This is a genomic window from Rhodococcus sp. ACT016, from assembly GCF_050477185.1.
In the GTDB taxonomy this organism is placed as follows: domain Bacteria; phylum Actinomycetota; class Actinomycetes; order Mycobacteriales; family Mycobacteriaceae; genus Prescottella.
On record NZ_JBEAET010000001.1, the window covers coordinates 1,155,082 to 1,172,332 of the forward strand.

Consider the following 17,251-nt stretch of genomic DNA (forward strand, 5'->3'; position numbering starts at 1 on the left):
ACCTCGATTCCAGCTCGGATCGGTGATGTCGTCGTAGTCCGCGGTAACGGCCGTGTCTCGGTCGTACATGGTGGACACATCTGCTCGATGGACCGTCCGCTGCGATTCTCTGTCGAACTTCGTCCACGGTGTCACGATTGTCGTGTGGACGTGGACGCCGTCGCCGACGAACTGTATGGGCTGGATCCGTCGGACTTCGTGACCGCTCGCACCTCTTTCGTGCAGCAGGCACGTTCCGCGAAGGAGCGTGACGCGGCCCGGGCGATAGCGGGGCTGAAGAAGCCGACCACTGTGGGATGGCTCGTCAATCTGCTCTCGCGTGAGCTACCCGACGAATTGGGCACCGTGCTCGCGTTGGGCGATGCGCTGCAACGAGCGCAGCGACGCCTCGACGCCGAGGCGCTCCGTGAACTCACGCAGCGGCGGCAACGACTGGTGAACGCACTGGCGTCGAAGGCGGGCGCATTGGCCGGCGGACGGGGCCGCGTCGTGAACGACGCTGCGCTGCGGGAGGTTTCGCAGACCTTGAATGCCGCTATGGCGGATCCCCTGCTCGCGGAGACGGTGCGTCGGGGCCGTGTCCTCGCTGCGGCGAGCTACAGCGGGTTCGGTCCGGCGGGTCTCGAATCCGTCGATGTGGGTGAAGACGAGTCGGACGAGGAAACGGCTGGAGCGGCTCCGGGTGGTGCACCGGCGCGGTCGGAGCGACGCGCCCGCGACCGTGAGGACGCACTGGCGCGGGCACGTGCCGAGTTGCGCTCTGCTCGCGAAGAGGCACACCGCGCTCGTACCGTGCTGTCGGGCGCCGAGAAACAACTCGGGGAGATCCGCTCCGAGGCGGCCGAGGCGGAGGATGGTGTCCGCGCACTCCGATGCGAACTGGACCATCTGGAGGAGCGGGTCGAATTCCTCGCTCGGTCCGAGGCCAATGCAGTCCAATCCGTTTCGACTGCACGCACCGACGTCGATCGCCTGGATCAGCTGGTCGCCGAGGCCGAGGGCATCGTTTCCGGCCTCGATCGTCGCTGAGACTCGGGCGTTCAGAGGCGTAGGTTTTGCGGACGCGATCCCCGGGAATCCGACAGGGCGGTGGAACAGTCCCCGACCTTGTCGGGTCGTCCGGCCGGGCGCGGAAAGCGAGGATCCGATGAGCAGAACGGTTGTGGTGCTCGGAGCGGGCGTGGGTGGTTTGACCGTCGCGACCGAACTCCGCGCGCGTCTCCCGGAGTCCGACCGGATCGTGCTGGTGGATCGCTCCTTCTCGGGAGCCCTGGGGTTGTCGTCGCTGTGGGTGCTGCGCGGTTGGCGCACGCTCGACCAGGTCCGGGTCCGGCCGACAGCGGCGGCGCTTCCCGGCATCGCGATGGTGACCGCGGAAGTCGAACGCATCGACACCGACTCGCGGACGGTGCACTGTGACCCCGGTGGGCTGATCGGCTACGACGCCCTCGTCGTCGCGCTGGGCGCCGACCTGAACCCCACTGCCGTTCCGGGTCTCGATGAGACCCTGGCGTCGGACAAGGCCGGACAGTTCTACACACCCGAGGCAGCCGAGAGGTTGCACCACAGCACCGACAGCTTCGGCTCGGGACGACTCGGGGTGCTGGTCACTGCGATCCCGTTCAAGTGTCCCGCGGCACCGTACGAGGCGGCGTTCCTCATCGCCGACCTCCTCGGCGAGCGGTTCACCGGCGGGGCGGTGAGCGTCGACGTCTTCACCCCGGAACCGCTGCCCATGCCCGTGGCCGGCCCCGACGTCGGCAAGGCCCTGGTCGGGATGCTCGAGGCCCGAGGCATCGGCTTCCACCACGGCAAGGCGGCCGTCGGGATCGACCCGCGGACCCGCACGGTCACCTTCGCCGACGACACCACCGAGTCGTTCGACCTGCTCGCGGCCGTTCCGCCGCACTCGGTGCCCATGGCCGTGCGGGAGTCGGCGCTCTCCGGCCCGAGCGGATGGATCCCGGTCGACGCGTCGACGCTGAAGACCGGCGTCCCGGACGTCTGGGCCATCGGCGACAACACCGCACTGATGCTCGAGATGGGTAAACCGCTACCGAAGGCCGCGATTTTCGCCGAGGCCGAAGCGACCGTGGCCGCGCACCAGGTCGCCAGGCACCTCGGGTACGACGCCCCCGACACCGGATTCGCCGGTCTCGGCGCCTGCTACGTCGAGGTCGGGGCGGGCATGGCGGCGAAGGGCGTCGGAGATTTCCTGGCGACACCCGCCCCGGTCGTCACCCTGCACGAATCGAGCACCGCGTCGCACGAGGAGAAGGTGCAGCAGGAGCGCGACTGGCTCGCGCGCTGGAACGTGGCAGGGTGACGAGGCCCCGCTGACTTTTGACTGGCTATTGCCGGGCCGAACCGGTCCGACCACCGCGCGCCCAGAACAGGACTGGAATGAGCAGCAGTGCCAGTGCGCCGCCGCCGAGGGACAGCGTGGCGTAGTCGGTCGCCGACATCACCACGCCGGACATCGCGCCGCCTCCGGCACCCGCGAGGGCGATCAGGACGTCGATCGTGCCCTGTGTGCGCGGACGGTTCTCCGGCACGGTGGCGTCGACGACGAGTGCGGTCCCGGAGATCAGTCCGAAGTTCCAGCCGAGGCCCAACAGCGCCAGCGCCACGATGAGCAGTGCGAGCGAATCGCCGGGTGCGACCGCCGCGGTGATCCCGGCCAGCAGGAGCGTGGCCCCCGAGGCCGCGGCCATCGGTAGACGTCCGACCTTGTCGACGAGGACACCGGTGACCAGGGAGGGCAGATACATTGCCCCGACGTGGATTCCGATCACCAGTCCCACTTCGCCGAGACCGTGGTGGTGGGCGCGCATGTGCACCGGGGTCATCGTCATGATCGCGATCATCGCGACCTGTGTCAGCACCATCACCGCCGCGCCCACATAGGCACCCGGACCGGGCCGCGGGGCGGCGCCGGTGGGGTCGCTCGTGACGGGGTTGCCGGCGTCGATCCGGCGTGCGAGGAGGAACGGGTCGGGGCGCAGCAAGACGAACAGGGCGGTGCCGGCAGCAAGGTACGCGACGGCCGCGAGGAGGAACGGCCCGGACAGGGCCGGCAGGCCGAGGGCGGTCGCGAGGTCGCCGAGCGGTTCGACGAGGTTCGGGCCCGCCACTGCGCCGAGCGTCGTGGAGACCATCGCGACGCTGATCGCGGTACCGCGCTGGGCGGCCGGAGCGAGATCGGTTCCCGCATAACGCGCCTGAAGATTCGTTGCGGTACCCGCGCCGTACACGAAGAGCGCCACGAACAGCAGCGGCACGCTGTCGGCCATCGCGGCGATGACCACGCCGATCGCACCGACGCCACCGGTGGCGAACCCGAGACCGAGTCCGATCCGCCGCCCGCGGGACTGCGTGATCCGGCCGACGAGGAACGCCGCGAGCGCCGAGCCCAGCGTGAACAGCGCGGTCGGCGCTCCCGCGAGGCTGTCGGATCCCAGCATCTCCTGGGCCAGCAGCGCGCCGACGGTGATTCCGGCGGCGAGGCCGGCGCCGCCGAGGATCTGGCTCACGACCACGACGGCCAAGGTGCGCTTCTGCACCCGCCGGCGTTCGGCGTCGTCGAGCGTCATCGCCTCCGCGATCCCGGCGTCACTTCGCGATACCAAGGTCGACCTCCTTGCTCACGCGCCACTCGACGACGCCCTCGTCCATTGCCTTCGCATCGATACCCTGGTCGCCTAGCCACCGGGCCGCCTCACGCGCCAACCGGCAGAACTCGCCTCGGCAGTAGACGACGACCTCGGTGCCGGCGGGGATCTCCCGGTACCGATCCGGGAGTTCGGCCAGCGGGATCGAGACGGAGCCGGGGAAGTGGCCGGCGTCGAACTCCTCGCGCGGACGGACGTCGACGACGGTCATCGCCGACGTGACCGCAGACGGATCGATGGACGGGGTGGTCCGCCCCGCGTCGGCCTGCTCCATGTACGCGACCAGCGTCTGCCGCAGGTCGGGGTAGCGTCGCAGCCCCACGCTCTTGGCCGCCAGGAACAGCTCGGCGACGTCGTCGCCTGCGAGCCGGTAGTAGATCGTCGTGCGTTCTCTGCGGGTGCTGACCAGGCCGGCCTGCTTGAGGGTCTGCAGGTGACCGGACACGGTCGTCACACCCGTGTCGGACATCCGCGCGAGTGTCTCGACCGAGTGTTCTCCCTGCGCGAGCAGCTCGATCAGCTCCAGCCGACGCCCGTTCGCCATGGCCTTCACGACCTGTGCCAGGGATTCGAAGACCGCCGTCTTCTCCACTGCTCCCATATTCCCAAGATCCATGGAATAACAATTTAGCAGCCGGGTGGGGAACGGCGAAGGCGGCCGACCCGAAAGGGTCGACCGCCTTCGTCGCAGGTCGGTTCCTGCCGTCAGATGCGCTCGTAGATGGTGGCGTTCGCGGTGCCGCCGCCCTCGCACATCGTCTGCAGGCCGTAGCGGCCACCGGTGCGACGCAGGTGGTTGATCAGCGTCGTGGCCAGGCGCGCGCCCGAGCCGCCGAGCGGGTGGCCGAGTGCGATCGCGCCACCGAGCGGGTTGAGCTTGTCCGACGACGCGCCGGTCTCGAGCTGCCACGCCAGCGGCACCGACGCGAACGCCTCGTTGACCTCGAACGCGTCGATGTCGTCGATCGACAGCCCGGCCTTCTTCAGTGCCAGCGCGGTCGCCGGGATCGGGCCGGTGAGCATCTTGACCGGGTCGTCGCCGGCGACGACGGCGGTGTGGATGCGGGCGAGCGGCGTCAGGCCCAGAGCCTTCGCCTTCTCCGAGGTCATCACGAGGACCGCGGCAGCGCCGTCGGAGATCTGCGACGCGCTACCGGCGGTGATGACGCCGCCCTCGAGGAACGGGGACTTGAGCTGGCTCAGCTTCTCGGTGGTGGATCCGCGGCGGATGCCCTCGTCGGCGGCGAAGACGGTGCCGTCCGCGAGCGTGAACGGCGCGATCTCGGCGTCGAACGCACCCGCGTCCTGCGCTGCCGCGGCACGCTCGTGCGAGGCCACCGAGTACTCGTCGAGCTGCGCGCGGGAGATGTTCCACTGCTGCGCGATCAGCTCGGCGCCGACGCCCTGGTTGAAGCGGCCGTTGAAGCCGGGCGCCTCGAGCTGGGCTGCGTAGCGGTCGCGCGCCGGGCCGGCGGAGTCGCCGGTGCCCGGGACGTTCGACGAGCCGAGCGGAACCGCGGTCATCATCTCGACGCCGCCGGCGACGATGACGTCGGCCTGGCCCGAGATGACCGACGCGGCGGCCATCGAGATGGTCTGCTGCGACGATCCGCACTGGCGGTCGACGGTCAGGCCCGGCACCGACTCGGGCCAGCCGGCGCCGAGGACGGCCATGCGCCCGATGTTGCCGGTCTGCATGCCGACGCTGTTGACGTTGCCCCAGTAGACGTCGTCGACGACGGCAGGGTCGATGCCGGTGCGCTGCGCGATCGCGCGGAGCACGTGCGCGGACAGCTCCACGGCATGGACGTCGGCGAGCGATCCCTTCCGCTTGCCGACAGGGGTACGGACTGCCTCGACGATCACTGCGTCACGCATGGCGCCTCACTCTCTCCGAAGTAAATGGATTGAGTGTAATCAGTTAGCGGAATTGGAGACGGTGCTCTGTGAGCGAGCTCACTGGGGTGCGGCGACGATCCCCGTCCCCGCCACCTGTTCCGCGAGCGCGAGGACGTCCCGGTCCCGCCCGGCCGGCCCGACGATCGACAGGCCCACCGGCACGCCGTCGGTGGTCTTCACCGGGACGGTCGCCGTGGGAAGTCCGGCCACGGTCGCCACCGACGTCAACAGCCCGGTGGTGCGCAGCACCGCCGCGACGTGGACACTGCCGGGATCGTCGGTGGTCGACGGCGCCTGCGACCCCGTCGTCGGCAGGAGCAGGACCCGCGACCCGATGAAGTCCCGCACCGTCTGCGCGGCCACCCGCACCTCTTCCAGGCTGCGCTGGTACGTCGACTCCGTGACGGTCGACCCGGCCAGGAAATTCGCGCGGGCCTCGTCGCCGATCGTTCCGGTCGCCGTCGACACCCAGCCGCCGTACTGCTGCCACGCCTCGTACCCCTGGACCGCGACGATCGCGTCGTACCAGTCGGGCAGGGCGGCGATGTCGAGGTCCGCCTCGGTGAGTGTGGGCAGGCCCGACCGCTTCCACTTCGCCAGTGCGTCGCGAACCGCCGACTGGACGCGATCGTCGGCGACGGCCAGGAGCCCCGGGCTGGTCACCGCCGCGCCGAAATCGGCGTCCGCCACCGACGGCAGCAGGACGCCACCGACCTTCGCGAGGGTGGCCGCGTCGGAACACACCCAGCCGACGTTGTCGAACGTGCGGGAGAGCGGCATCAGGCCCTCGGTCGACACCGCCTCGTGGGTGGGGCCGAAACCGTACAGACCCTGGTACGACGCGGGGATTCGCACCGAACCCGTCGTGTCCGGACCCAGGCCGACCGACACGGCGCCCCGCGCGACGGCGGTCGAGGCCCCCGATGTCGCCCCGCCGGGGATGCGTCCGGCGGCCGCCGGATTGGGCGGGGTCCCGTATGCGGAGTTGAGGCCGGAGTGGCCGAACCCGAAGTCGACGGTCTGCGCGATGCCGAGCACCGACGCGCCGCGCGCGAGCAGGCGGGCGATGCTGTGCGCCGTGGTGGTCTCGATCTGCGCCTGGCCCAGCCAGACCGGATTGCCGGCGCCGACGGCCTGCCCCTGCACCGCGAAGAGATCGGTGACCGCGACGGTCAGGCCCTCGGCGTGCCCGGAACCGCTCGCGGACAGCAGGGGAGTGCCCTGGACCCGCCACGTCGCCTTGTCCGCGGGGACGGAGGTCCCGCCGGGCAGCGGGGGGACGCCGGGATCGCGCAGGCCGTCGCCGCACGCCGAGAGCAGGGCGGACCCGCCGAAGACGGTGCCGATCGCGCCCAGTCGAAGGAACGAACGGCGGTCGAGGCGTGGGGTTTTCGGTCCGGTCGGCACGCCGCTCACAGTAGCGACGTGCCGACCGATATCCGAAGGATCCGCTCCCGTGTCAGCCCAGAACCTGACGGAGATAGTCGTTGTCGAACGTTCGACTCGCGTCGAACTTGTCTCGGACGGTGCAGAAATCGTCGAACCGTGCGTAGGTGGGACGCAGGTCCGCGGCGGTGCGGCCGTGCATCTTGCCCCAGTGCGGTCGACCGTCGACCGAGCGGGCGATCGCCTCGACCGCGTCGAAGTACTCCCGGTGATCGCGCCGGTGGTACTGGTGCACCGCGATGTACGCGCTGTCGCGGCCGTTGGCCGTCGACAGCCAGACGTCGTCGGCGGGGGCGAACCGCACCTCGACCGGGAACGCGATGTTGCAGTCGGAACGCTCGAGCCAGTTCGCGATCTCGCGCAGGGTGTCCTTCACCGCCGCCTGCGGCACCGCGTACTCCATCTCGCGGAACCGCACCCGACGGGGCGACGCGAACACGCGGTAGCTGCGGTCGGTGAACTCCCGCGCCGACAGCGCCCGCGCGGAGATCTGGTTGACCTGCGGGATCGCTGCGGGGAACGCGGTGGTGAGCCGGTTGATGCCCTCGAACAGGGTGTTGGAGAGCAATTCGTCGTCGATGTAGCCGCGCACGCGGCCCACCGGCTGCAGCGGCGTGTTGCCGGGGAGTCGGGTGTTCCGCTTCGTCAGAACGCGATTGGTGTGCGGAAACCAGTAGAACTCGAAGTGGTCGACGGTCGCGAGGTCGTCCTCCAGGCCCTCGAGCGTCGCGTCGAACGTTGCCGGACCCTCGACCGCGCGCATCGCGTACGCGGGCTGAACGGCCAGGTCGAGCTTGGTGATGACGCCGATCGCCCCGAGGCTGATCCGCGCAGCCTGGTAGAGGTCGGGATTCTCGCTGTCCGAGCAGTCGACCACCGAGCCGTCCGCGAGGACGATCTGCAGGCCGCGGATGAGGGTGGCGAGCCCGCCGAATCGTGCGCCGGTTCCGTGGGTTCCGGTCGAGAGCGCGCCGGCGATCGACTGCACGTCGATGTCACCGAGGTTGATCATCGCCAGCCCGCGCGACCACAGCTGCTCGTTCAGGCTCCGCAGGCGAGTTCCGGCGAGCACGGTCGCGATCGGCCCCTCCGGCGTGGTGCGGACCGCTTCGATGCCGGCGATGTTGTCCAGGCTGACGAGGACGCCGTCGGTGACGGCGACGCCTGTGAACGAATGTCCCGCCCCCACGGCCTTGACGCGTAACCCCTGCTCGGTCGCTCGTGCGACGAGCGCGCTCAGCTCGGCAACCGATCGAGGGGTTTCGAATCGGTGCGGTGTCGACGAGTGGGTCCCCGCCCAGTTGCGCCACGTGTCTTGTGCCATTCCAGAGACTATCCACTTGGACGAGCGTCCAGGCAAATGAAACGCGAAAATTCAGTTCTGGGTTTTACGATCGGGGGATGTTGAATCGGCTCCCTGCGGAAGAACGCCGCGCCCAGCTCATCGAAGCTGCACTGAATATCGCCGAGCGCGGCGGAATCGCGTCCGTGACGATCCGCGCCGTCGCGGAGGAGGCCGGTGTTTCGCTCGGCGTCGTGCACTACTGCTTCGAGAGCAAGGAAGCCCTGGTCGCGGCCATGGCGGAGAGCCTGGTTCTGCAGCTCAGCGCCGGCATGCGCGAGGCGTTCGCGGCGGTGTGGGACTCCCAGGAGCTGAATGGTCTGCGGGACCTGCGCGAGGTGCTGCACACGGGCCTGACCGGAATGTGGCCGCTCGTCGAGGCCACCGCCGATCGTCAGTTGCTCACCTACGAAATCACTGCGTACGCACTGCGGCACCGGGCCGCCGGTGCGCCGCTCGCCGGAAGTGTCGCCGACGAGCAGTACCGAATCATGGACATCGAGGCCACCGTCTTCCTCGAGGAGAGCGCCCGCCGCACCGGGTGCGCGTGGACGGAACCGGTCGAGGCGATTGCCCGGTTCGCGCTCGCGGTGATCGACGGAATCGTGCTGCGCTGGCTCGTCGATCGCGACAGCAACGCGATCATCACCGAGCTGGACGACCTGGTGCGCATCGTCGCGAGCAAGGCGGTGGAGCCGGAACCGGACCTGGACAATCGTTCAGGAGAGTGATCGACTGGTCCGGACGCCGGCCTTCTCGGACTGACGAACGGAACTGATGTGACTGCCACGATCGACCGACTCACCGCCGCCACCACTCATCTCGATCCACCCCTGGCGGCCTTGGATCTCCCTACGCTGCACACGAATGCAGCCGATCTCGTCCGGCGGGCGGAGGGTACGCCGGTACGAGTGGCGAGCAAGTCGGTGCGGTGCCGCGCAGTCCTCGAGATCGCGCTCGGATCCGGTCTGACGTCGTCGGGCGGTTTCCGCGGCATCATGTCGTACTCGCTGCGGGAGGCGATCTGGCTCGCCCGTCAGGGCGCCGAGGACATCCTGATGGGCTATCCCACGGTCGACCGCGACGCCCTCGCCGAGCTCGGCTCCGACGCGACCCTGCTCGACCGGATCACCCTCATGGTCGACGACGTCGCGCAACTCGACGTCGTCCGCGCCGCGGTCGGGACGGACCGGGCACGGCCGCGGATCTGCCTCGACGTCGACGCCTCCCTGCGGATCGGGCCGGCGCATCTCGGGGTTCGCCGCTCGCCCCTGCGCGAACCCGCCGCGGTGGCACGGCTTGCACGGGTCGCCGATGACCGCGGGTTCGCCGTCGTCGGCGTGATGTTCTACGAGGCCCAGATCGCGGGCCTGCCCGACACCAGCTTCGCGGTGCGGATGGTCAAGAGGGCGTCGGCGGCCGAGTTGTCCACGCGCCGAACCGCGGTCGTCGATGCCGTCACCGACGTGGTCGGGAAGCTGGAGATCGTCAACAGCGGCGGCACCGGTTCGCTCGAGGTGAGCTCGGCCGACTCGGTCGTCACCGAGGTCACCGCCGGCTCGGGCCTGTACGTGCCGACGCTGTTCGACCGCTACCACTCGTTCACGCCGCGGCCCGCGATGTTCTTCGCGCTGCCGGCGGTCCGCAAGCCCACCTCGCGCGTCACGACGCTGTTCGGCGGCGGCTACATCGCCTCCGGGCCGGCAGGCAATTCGCGGGTTCCGGCGCCGGTGTGGCCGCGGGGGCTGAAGCTGCTGCGCAACGAGGGCGCCGGGGAGGTCCAGACCCCGGTCACGGGTGGCGCGGCCGCGGAACTGGCCGTGGGCGACCGGGTCTGGTTCCGGCACGCGAAGGCGGGTGAGCTGTGCGAGCGCTTCGGCGAGGTGCACCTGGTGGACGGTGACGGTAAGGCAACGGCGGCACCGACCTACCGCGGTGAGGGCCGCTGCTTCGGGTGACGGGGCGCCTCGCCGACCAGTCGCATGAACGCCCCCAGTTCGGTCAGCCCGGCCGGCGTCTCGGGTAGGTAGTGGGTGAGGGTGCGCGAGCGCACGATCACCGCGCACCACTTGCCCCGGGACACCGCGACGTTCAGCCGGTTGCGGGAGAGCAGGAACGACATTCCGCGGGGGACGTCGTCGACCGAGGACGCCGTCATCGACACGAACACCACCGCGGCCTCGCGCCCCTGGAACTTGTCGACGGTTCCGACGAGGACGTCGGTGAGTCCGGCCGCCGCGAGGTGGTGCCGGATCATCCCCACCTGCGCGTTGTAGGGCGCGACGACGAGGACGTCCGACTGGCCCAGCGGCCGGGTGCCGTCGAACGCGCTCGGGTCGGTCCAGGGCCGGCCCATCAGTCCGACGATGCCGGCGGTGATCTCGCGGGCCTCCTCGGCCGAATCCGTTGCGTTGCCGCGGTGGTCGAGCACGACGGTGTGCACCCCCGGATCGACGCCGTCGAGGTGGCGGGCCGTCGTCACCGGCTCCTCCGAACGCAGCCTGCCGTCGTACGACAGCGCGGAGACGGGTGCACACAGGGCGGGGTGCATCCGCCAGGTGCGCTCGAGGAAGTAGCCGCGGTCCGGCGGGAGGGAGTCGTGTCCGTGCGCGAGCCGGCCCAGCGCGGACTCGTCGACGGGTTCGGGATGGGTGCCCTGGCTGACCTGCGGCAGTTGTTGCGGGTCGCCGAGCAGCAGCAGGTTCCTCGCCGCCGCGCCGACCGCCACGGCGTTCGCGAGGGCGAACTGCCCGGCCTCGTCGATCACCAGCAGGTCGAGGCTGCCGGGCGGAACCCGGTCGGCGTGCGCGAAGTCCCATGCGGTGCCGCCGATGACGCAGCCGGTGCCCGCGGACGCGTCGAGGAATTCCGCGTAGGCGTTGGCGGTGATTGCCGTCCACCCGCGCTCGTGCCCGTGCCCGTCCTTCTTGGCGACGAGTCCGCCGTCGACGCCCGCCGCGACGACCGCGTCGAGCATGTTCTCGACCACTGAATGCGACTGGGCCACCACACCGATCCGCCACCGATGCCGGCCGACGAGTTCGGAGATCACCCGAGCACCGGTGTAGGTCTTGCCGGTGCCGGGCGGACCCTGCACACCCAGATAGGAATGGTCCAGATCGAGCACCGCCGCGGTGATCGTCGCCGCGGGATCGGTGCCGCGCCCGAGTCCGGGCAGCGGGGAACCGCTGCGGGTGCGGGGCGGGGTCCGCAGCAGGATGTCGACCGCGGCGTCGCGTGGCATCCCCGGGAGTGACTCGGCCATCGCGTCGGCCGCGGTCGCGATCGCGTTCTCGATCCGCACCGTGGCGACGGGGTGCCCGGGCGCGGTTGCCATCGGCAGATGGTCGTATTCGACCGTGCCGATGAGCAACTCCTCGACCACGACGACGTCGTCGAAGTTGTCGTCGGTGCCGACCGACAGCACCACCGCGGTCGACGTTCCGCGCTGCGTGGGGTTCTCGCCGGCGAGGGCCTCGGGGACCGGCGGCTGGTAGAGCGTGAACACCTCGGCGCCGGGGACCAGCGTGCTGCCGGTGCCGAGACTGCCGGTCAGCCGGAGATGTCGGCGCAACTTCCGCTGCCTCGGGCTGCTCTTGTGCCAGTTCTGCAGCACCTCCGCATGCTCGACCCGGAGCACGTCGCGGGTGTCGGCCCAGTCGTCCACCGCCTGCGTCAACCTGTCGAAGTGCGCCCACCAGAACGGCTTCCGTTCCCGGCCGTGGTATCCGATCGCAGCCGCCATGAGCGCGGCGGCCTGCTGCTCGGCCGACCGTCCGGCACGCGGACCGTCACCGGCGAACCGTCGCAGCGCTCGTTCGGTGTGCCCGGCCGTGTCGTCGTCGACGGCGGGAGGGGCAGGCGCGCGACGGTGCGGGCTCACGCCGTGCTCGGTGGCGCGGGCCAGCAGCCAGGACCGCAGCTCGCGGGTGGAGACACAGTCGTACTCGTTGTAGTCGGCGATACCGCGCAGCACCTCGTCCGCGTCGTCGCTCCGCCCGCGGTCGCGGAGGTCGCAGTACCCGGCATAGGCCACAACCGAATCAGCGGCGTTCGTGACGTCGCCGCCGCGCAGCCGGTCGCCCATGTACAGCGGCTCGAGCTTCTTGATGCTGTACGAGCGTTCCCCGATCCGCAGCGCCGAACGGACGATCGGGTAGAGGTCCACCAGCACACCGGCACGCAGTAGGTCGTCGACGGCGTCCTCGCCCACGCCGTGCCGCCCGGCCAGGCGCAGCAGCGCGGACTTCTCGTATGCCGCGTAGTGGTAGACGTGCATGCCCGGATGCTCGGTGCGCCGGGCGTCGACGTAGTCCAGGAAGTCGATCAACGCGCGTCGTTCCTGGCGGCGATCGTGGGCCCAGAACGGCCGGAACACCGGATCCGTCGACGGTTCGACCGGCTCCTCGAGCACGCCGAACAGGTATTCGAGACCCCAGTCGTTCGAACCTGGTTCGGTCCACAGCGGGTCGCCCTCGAAATCGAAGAACACGTCGCCGGGGTCGGGCTGGGGGAGGGCGGCCAGCGCGTCGGGGTCGAACACCTCGACGACGTGGCCGTCCTCCCGCTCCCCACGCAGTTGGATGGCGGCCTGCGCACGCAGCGCCGCGAGGGTTCGGCCGGACAGATCCGCGACGGGGCCCGTGTGTGCGGCGAGATCGTCGATGGTGGAGACGCCCGCCGACACCAGCTTCTGCCGACTGCTCGTTCGAATCCCGGCGACCAGCAACAGGTCCCGATGCCGTTCGATCTCCGGTTCGCACGCATCGCAGTGGCCGCACGCCAGATACCGCTCGTCGCCCCACCCGACTGGGACGCCACCGGCGCGGTGCTCGTCGAGCACGCGTTGCAGGTCGGCGCGCCGCGCGGCGTACACGGGTGCGAGATCGGCGAGGGCGTGAACCGAATCCGAGCCGTCGCCGAGCAGCAGGTGCACCGCCGATCCCGGCCGGATCCCGGCACCGGAGAGGGCGTCGGCGTACGCCGCCAACTGGAGCAGCGCGGGGACCTCGGGGTGGCGGGCCAGTTTGGCGTCGTACACCGTGTACGCGCCGTCGTCGTCCCGGACGAGGAAGTCGCAGAACCCGAGGAAGCGTCCGTCGAAGAACGTGCCCTGGTAGATCACCGGCGCGCCCGCGTGGGCGGCATCGACGGTGGCCCGGTGGGCGTCGTACAGGCCGGTGGCGGTGTACTCGGGGCGCGGAATCGTCTCGACCCGGCCGAAGCGGCGTTCGAAGTCCTCGCGCACGCGGCGCTCGTGTGCCGCGCCCAGTCGGGAGGTCCGCTCGAGCATGGGGTCGGAGGTGGATCCGGATGCGACAGCGGTGAATCCGAGGATCCCGTCGAGTCGCCTCAGTAGCGCGAACTCGCACGTCGCCGCGAGCGTCAGGTCGCCGGCGCTGTAGACCACGACGTCGTCGAGGAGGAACATCGCACCCCTTTCGGGTCGGTTCCGGCAGATTGTGCCACCGGGTGCCGACAGGGCGGGTGCCGCCGACGGCCGCGTCGACGGCGGTCCGCACAATGGACGCATGCCGTTCATCCCCGGTGCCACCGGACAGATCCACTACCGTCACTGGCCCCTCGGCTCCGGCGAGGGGCCGGCCCGGCCGCGGGCCGGGCTCGTCTTCCTGCACGGGATGGGGCAGCACACCGGTCACTATCACCGGTTCGCCGCCGGTCTCGCCGCCCACGGAATCGAGATGTGGGGCATCGATCAGGCCGGGCACGGGCTCTCCGAGGGGACGCCCGGCGCGCCCGGCGCGCTCACCGATCTGGCCGACGACGCCGCCCGGCTCACCGAGATCGCCGCCGGTGACCGACCGGGCCTGCCCCTGGTGCTCATGGGCCACTCACTCGGCGCGGCGGTGTCCGTCACCCTGCTTCGGCGCGGACGTGCACCGTTCCGTGCAGCCGTACTGTGTGGCACACCCAAATCGGTTGTGCAGCAACAGGAGACGTCCGACATTGCGGATCCAGGGTTTCCGGTGCTCGCGATCCACGGCGTCGACGACCGGCTCGCGCCGATCGACGGTGTGCGCACCTGGACGTCGGGGCTCGCCGGCGTGGCCCTGCGGGAGTACCCCGACACCGGACACGACCTGCTGCACGAGAAGATCCACCGGACGGTCACGAACGATGTCGCCGACTTCGTACTGGGCGCTACCGTGGCCTGATGGATTCCGAGAGTCTGTTGTCCGCGCTGCGTGAACAGGGCGAGATGCTGTCCGCGACCCCGATCGTGGCGTTGTCCGAACCGGTGCCGACGGTTCCCGGTTGGACCGTCGAACACGTGGTGCGACACACCGGCAAGGTGCACCAGTGGGTGCTCGCGGCACTGCAGGCCTCGGCCGACACACCGCTGCCGCAGATTGTTCGCGTCGGCGACATGCCGAGGGGCCCGGAATGCATTGCCGCGTACCGACTCGCGTTCGACGCGCTCGTGGACACCTTCACCCGTCTGGACCCCGAACACCCGGTGCCGACGATGGTCGGACCGGGCACGGTGTCCTGGTGGCTGCGGCGGCAGACCCACGAGGTGTCGGTGCACCGGATCGACGTGTCCGACACCCTGCGGGCCGCCGGCGGCCCGAGCGTTCCCGAACTCGACCCGGAGATCGCCGCCGACGGTGTGGACGAGTGGGCCCACGTCTTCCTGGGTCGGCTCGCCCGGGACGGGCGACTGCCGGACTCGCTCGACGGCCGCGCCATCCACCTGCACGGGACGGACACCGAGTCGGCGGAATGGCACCTCGCGTTCGAGCCCGGTGCAGTGACGGTGACGCGCGAACACCGCAAGGGCGACGTCGCGCTGCGCGGTCGCGCGCAGGACCTGTTGCTCACCATGTGGCGGCGACGTCCGCTCGTGCGCCTCGACGCGGTCGGGGACGTGAACGTCGCGCGCGACCTGCTCGAGTCCGCGGCGTTGTAGGTTCCGGACGGCTCGGGGCCCGGACGCCGACGGTGTCCGGGCCCCGAATCGTCTTCTCGCGCTTACGTGTAGATGCGCGCGATGGACTCCGCGTGCTGCTCGTGGATGATGTTGCGCTTGAGCTTGAGCGTCGGCGTCAGCTCGCCCGAGTCGACGGTGAAGTCGACCTCGAGGATGCGGTACTTCTTGATCTGTTCCGCGTTGGACACCTTCTTGTTGCCCTCGGACACCGCGGCATCGATCTCGGCGACCAGATCGGGATGCGTCACGAGATCGGCGATCGGGGTGTCGGCCGGCAGGCCGTTCCGCTCCAACCAACCGGGCAGGGCCTCGGGATCGAGTGTGATGAGGGCGCCGATGAACGGCTTCGCGTCGCCGACCACGAGGCACTGGCTGATGAGCGCGTGCGCACGCAGCGCGTCCTCGAGCACTGCCGGGGCGACGTTCTTGCCGCCCGAGGTCACGATGATCTCCTTCTTGCGGCCGGTGATCGAGACGTAGCCCTCGGTGTCGATCGAGCCGAGGTCGCCGGTGTGGAACCAGCCGTCGCGGATCGAGTCGGCCGTGGCCTCCTCGTTGTGCCAGTAGCCGTCGAACACGACGGGGCCGCGAATCAGCAGCTCGCCGTCCTCCGCAATCTTCGCGGCGTGGCCGTTGATCGGCTTGCCGACCGTCCCGACCTTCTGGTCGCGGGTCGTGTTGACCGTGACGGCCGCGCTGGACTCGGTGAGACCGTAGCCCTCGTATACCGGGACGCCCACGCCCCGGAAGAAGTGGCCGAGGCGGGCGCCGAGCGCGGCGCCGCCGGACACCGCGCGGTCGCACTCGCCGCCCAGCGCGGAGCGCAGCTTCGAGTAGACGAGCTTGTCGAACAGCGCGTGCCGCAGCCGCAGACCGAGACCGCCGCCGCCGGTCTCCTGCGCCTTGCTCCACTCGATCGCGGTCTCGGCGGCCTTGGCGAAGATCTTGCCCTTGCCGCCGTCCTCGGCCTTCTGCTTGGCCGAGTTGTAGACCTTCTCGAACACGCGGGGGACCGACAGGATGAAGTTCGGCTTGAACACAGCGAACTGGTCGAGCAGCGTGGTCAGGTCGGCGGTGTGGGCGACGGTGACCTTCGCGTCGAACGCGCCGAAGGAGATCGCGCGCGCGAATACGTGCGCGAGCGGCAGGAACATGAGGGTGCGCTTGCCCTCCTGCATCGCGTCGCCGAGAGCGATCTGGACGGCGGCCGACTCGGCGTAGAAGTTCGAGTGCGTCAGCTGCACGCCCTTGGGGCGCCCCGTCGTCCCGGACGTGTAGATCAGCGTCGCCGGCGACGACGCACGCACCTGGTGGCGTCGCTCGTGGAGGGCGTCGTCGCCGACGCCCGCACCGCGGGTGACCAGTTCGTCGATGGCGCCGGCGTCGATCTGCAGGACCTCGCGCAGCGCGGGGGCGGCCTCGGCGACATCCTTGATCCGTTGGGCGTGCTCGGGCGTCTCGACGACAAGTAAGGATGTCCCGGAGTCCTCGAGGATCCATTCGGCCTGGTCGGCGGACGACGTCTCGTAGATCGCGACAGTGCAGCCACCCACGGTCCAGATCGCGTAGTCGAGGACCACCCACTCGTAGCGGGTGGCGGACAGGATCGCGACGCGGTCGCCGAGTTCGATGCCGGACGCCATCAGGCCCTTCGCGACGGCCTTGACCTCCTTGGCGAACTGGGCTGCGGTGACGTCGACCCAGCCTCCGTTGCCCGGCTTCTTGAAGGGCACGAGATTCGGGCATTCCGCTTCGTACCGGAAGACCGTGTCGGCCATGGACGCGTCTTCCGGAATTGTGAACGACTGTGGAACCGAATACTCACGCACTTTGACCCCTCCAAGAAATGACATGACGGATGTGCATTGCATCACACTTGGGGTTTCATTGCACTAAGTTCGGTGCCCGATTTGCGGCATTCGGGGCCACCACCTGGGGGAA

13 protein-coding genes are annotated in these 17,251 nt (G+C 69.9%); 6 read left to right on the plus strand and 7 right to left on the minus strand.

Annotated features, from left to right (window positions below):
- Positions 1 to 144: 144 nt before the first annotated feature.
- Together ACQ5DX_RS05525 and ACQ5DX_RS05530 are read left to right on the plus strand one after the other, a co-directional pair.
- Positions 145 to 1,029, plus strand: a complete 885-nt coding sequence (locus ACQ5DX_RS05525; RefSeq protein ID WP_430331669.1) for a hypothetical protein — start codon at positions 145 to 147, stop codon at positions 1,027 to 1,029.
- 118 nt (positions 1,030 to 1,147) lie between these two features.
- The gene (locus tag ACQ5DX_RS05530; RefSeq protein WP_430331670.1) at positions 1,148 to 2,326 is read left to right on the plus strand and encodes an NAD(P)/FAD-dependent oxidoreductase; all 1,179 of its coding nucleotides are present in this window, start codon (positions 1,148 to 1,150) and stop codon (positions 2,324 to 2,326) included.
- A gap of 25 nt (positions 2,327 to 2,351) precedes the next feature.
- On the opposite strand, the gene ACQ5DX_RS05535 is transcribed toward ACQ5DX_RS05530, so the two are convergent.
- The 5 genes from ACQ5DX_RS05535 to ACQ5DX_RS05555 all read right to left on the minus strand — a co-directional run bounded on the left by ACQ5DX_RS05535 (position 2,352) and on the right by ACQ5DX_RS05555 (position 8,340).
- Positions 2,352 to 3,593, minus strand: coding sequence for an MFS transporter (locus tag ACQ5DX_RS05535; protein WP_430335552.1), 1,242 nt, complete (start codon positions 3,591 to 3,593; stop codon positions 2,352 to 2,354).
- Positions 3,594 to 3,612: 19 nt separating this feature from the next.
- Positions 3,613 to 4,287 carry an ArsR/SmtB family transcription factor gene (locus ACQ5DX_RS05540; protein WP_430331671.1) on the minus strand — a complete coding sequence of 225 codons (675 nt, stop codon included), beginning with the start codon at positions 4,285 to 4,287 and terminating at the stop codon, positions 3,613 to 3,615.
- A gap of 89 nt (positions 4,288 to 4,376) precedes the next feature.
- A complete protein-coding gene (locus tag ACQ5DX_RS05545; RefSeq protein ID WP_430331672.1) occupies positions 4,377 to 5,549 on the minus strand; it encodes a thiolase family protein in 1,173 nt (390 codons plus the stop codon).
- A 78-nt stretch (positions 5,550 to 5,627) separates the two neighbouring features.
- On the minus strand, positions 5,628 to 6,977 hold the full coding sequence (locus tag ACQ5DX_RS05550) for an amidase family protein (protein ID WP_430331673.1): 1,350 nt from the start codon (positions 6,975 to 6,977) through the stop codon (positions 5,628 to 5,630).
- Positions 6,978 to 7,029: 52 nt separating this feature from the next.
- Positions 7,030 to 8,340, minus strand: a complete 1,311-nt coding sequence (locus ACQ5DX_RS05555) for a D-arabinono-1,4-lactone oxidase (protein ID WP_430331674.1) — start codon at positions 8,338 to 8,340, stop codon at positions 7,030 to 7,032.
- A 77-nt stretch (positions 8,341 to 8,417) separates the two neighbouring features.
- Here ACQ5DX_RS05555 and ACQ5DX_RS05560 point away from each other — a divergent pair, with 77 nt between their 5' ends.
- Both ACQ5DX_RS05560 and ACQ5DX_RS05565 read left to right on the plus strand, forming a co-directional pair.
- Positions 8,418 to 9,089, plus strand: a complete 672-nt coding sequence (locus ACQ5DX_RS05560) for a TetR/AcrR family transcriptional regulator (protein WP_430331675.1) — start codon at positions 8,418 to 8,420, stop codon at positions 9,087 to 9,089.
- Between the two features lie 48 nt (positions 9,090 to 9,137).
- Positions 9,138 to 10,316: an alanine racemase gene (locus ACQ5DX_RS05565; RefSeq protein ID WP_430331676.1), complete on the plus strand. Its 1,179-nt coding sequence runs from the start codon at positions 9,138 to 9,140 to the stop codon at positions 10,314 to 10,316.
- Here the strand turns inward: ACQ5DX_RS05565 and ACQ5DX_RS05570 are convergent.
- Complete coding sequence (locus ACQ5DX_RS05570) at positions 10,286 to 13,789, minus strand: TM0106 family RecB-like putative nuclease (RefSeq protein ID WP_430331677.1); 3,504 nt, start codon at positions 13,787 to 13,789, stop codon at positions 10,286 to 10,288. The two genes, ACQ5DX_RS05565 and ACQ5DX_RS05570, sit on opposite strands and share 31 nt — an antisense overlap.
- 100 nt (positions 13,790 to 13,889) lie before the next feature.
- Between ACQ5DX_RS05570 and ACQ5DX_RS05575 the strand changes: the two genes are divergently transcribed.
- On the plus strand, positions 13,890 to 14,534 hold the full coding sequence (locus ACQ5DX_RS05575; RefSeq protein WP_430331678.1) for an alpha/beta hydrolase: 645 nt from the start codon (positions 13,890 to 13,892) through the stop codon (positions 14,532 to 14,534).
- The gene (locus ACQ5DX_RS05580) at positions 14,534 to 15,289 is read left to right on the plus strand and encodes a maleylpyruvate isomerase N-terminal domain-containing protein (RefSeq protein ID WP_430331679.1); all 756 of its coding nucleotides are present in this window, start codon (positions 14,534 to 14,536) and stop codon (positions 15,287 to 15,289) included. Before ACQ5DX_RS05575 ends, ACQ5DX_RS05580 begins: the two co-directional genes overlap by 1 nt.
- A gap of 62 nt (positions 15,290 to 15,351) precedes the next feature.
- Here ACQ5DX_RS05580 and ACQ5DX_RS05585 read toward each other — a convergent pair whose 3' ends face one another.
- Positions 15,352 to 17,139, minus strand: coding sequence for an AMP-dependent synthetase/ligase (locus ACQ5DX_RS05585; protein WP_430331680.1), 1,788 nt, complete (start codon positions 17,137 to 17,139; stop codon positions 15,352 to 15,354).
- Positions 17,140 to 17,251: the final 112 nt, after the last annotated feature.

Excerpts from the sequence above, each read along its gene's own strand:
- ACQ5DX_RS05580 (WP_430331679.1), top strand. The coding sequence starts at position 14,534 with ATGGATTCCGAGAGTCTGTTGTCCGCGCTGCGTGAACAGGGCGAGATG.
- ACQ5DX_RS05535 (WP_430335552.1), bottom strand. The coding sequence starts at position 3,593 with ATGACGCTCGACGACGCCGAACGCCGGCGGGTGCAGAAGCGCACCTTG.
- ACQ5DX_RS05540 (WP_430331671.1), bottom strand. The coding sequence starts at position 4,287 with ATGGATCTTGGGAATATGGGAGCAGTGGAGAAGACGGCGGTCTTCGAA.
- ACQ5DX_RS05570 (WP_430331677.1), bottom strand. The coding sequence starts at position 13,789 with ATGTTCCTCCTCGACGACGTCGTGGTCTACAGCGCCGGCGACCTGACG.
- ACQ5DX_RS05530 (WP_430331670.1), top strand. The coding sequence starts at position 1,148 with ATGAGCAGAACGGTTGTGGTGCTCGGAGCGGGCGTGGGTGGTTTGACC.
- ACQ5DX_RS05545 (WP_430331672.1), bottom strand. The coding sequence starts at position 5,549 with ATGCGTGACGCAGTGATCGTCGAGGCAGTCCGTACCCCTGTCGGCAAG.
- ACQ5DX_RS05575 (WP_430331678.1), top strand. The coding sequence starts at position 13,890 with ATGCCGTTCATCCCCGGTGCCACCGGACAGATCCACTACCGTCACTGG.
- ACQ5DX_RS05555 (WP_430331674.1), bottom strand. The coding sequence starts at position 8,340 with ATGGCACAAGACACGTGGCGCAACTGGGCGGGGACCCACTCGTCGACA.
- ACQ5DX_RS05560 (WP_430331675.1), top strand. The coding sequence starts at position 8,418 with ATGTTGAATCGGCTCCCTGCGGAAGAACGCCGCGCCCAGCTCATCGAA.